This is a genomic window from Sphingomonas sp. 10B4, from assembly GCF_035019905.1.
Lineage (GTDB): Bacteria > Pseudomonadota > Alphaproteobacteria > Sphingomonadales > Sphingomonadaceae > Sphingomonas > Sphingomonas glacialis.
The window spans coordinates 1-242 of record NZ_JASJVC010000529.1 but is presented as its reverse complement, the minus strand read 5'-3'; the positions used below and the strand labels follow the sequence as shown (position 1 = coordinate 242).

Below are 242 nucleotides of genomic sequence, written 5' to 3'. Positions count from 1 at the left end.
GTCAGGGCTAAGGCGCGGCTGACGGCGTGAAAGACAAATTGATGGACGGCGCGGCTGTCGCGGAAGCGTACTTAGATTTTGGATGGGTGGACGTTGACGTCAACCAACGCCGGGTCGAGTTCTAAGGCCAGCACATACGCGGGATAGCGGTCGCCGTGCAAGACATCCTTATTCGAGGCTAGCACGGCGTGTGTCAGCAGTTTGTAGCGCACAAAACGACCATTAACATAAAAGTACTGGGC

The 242-nt window shown here is 55.8% G+C and carries 1 protein-coding gene; it reads right to left on the bottom strand.

Going from position 1 to position 242, the window contains the following annotated elements; translation table 11 throughout:
* Positions 1 to 71: 71 nt before the first annotated feature.
* Positions 72 to 242: hypothetical protein (locus QN347_RS21095; protein WP_416350924.1), on the bottom strand; the 171-nt coding region annotated here is incomplete at its 5' end.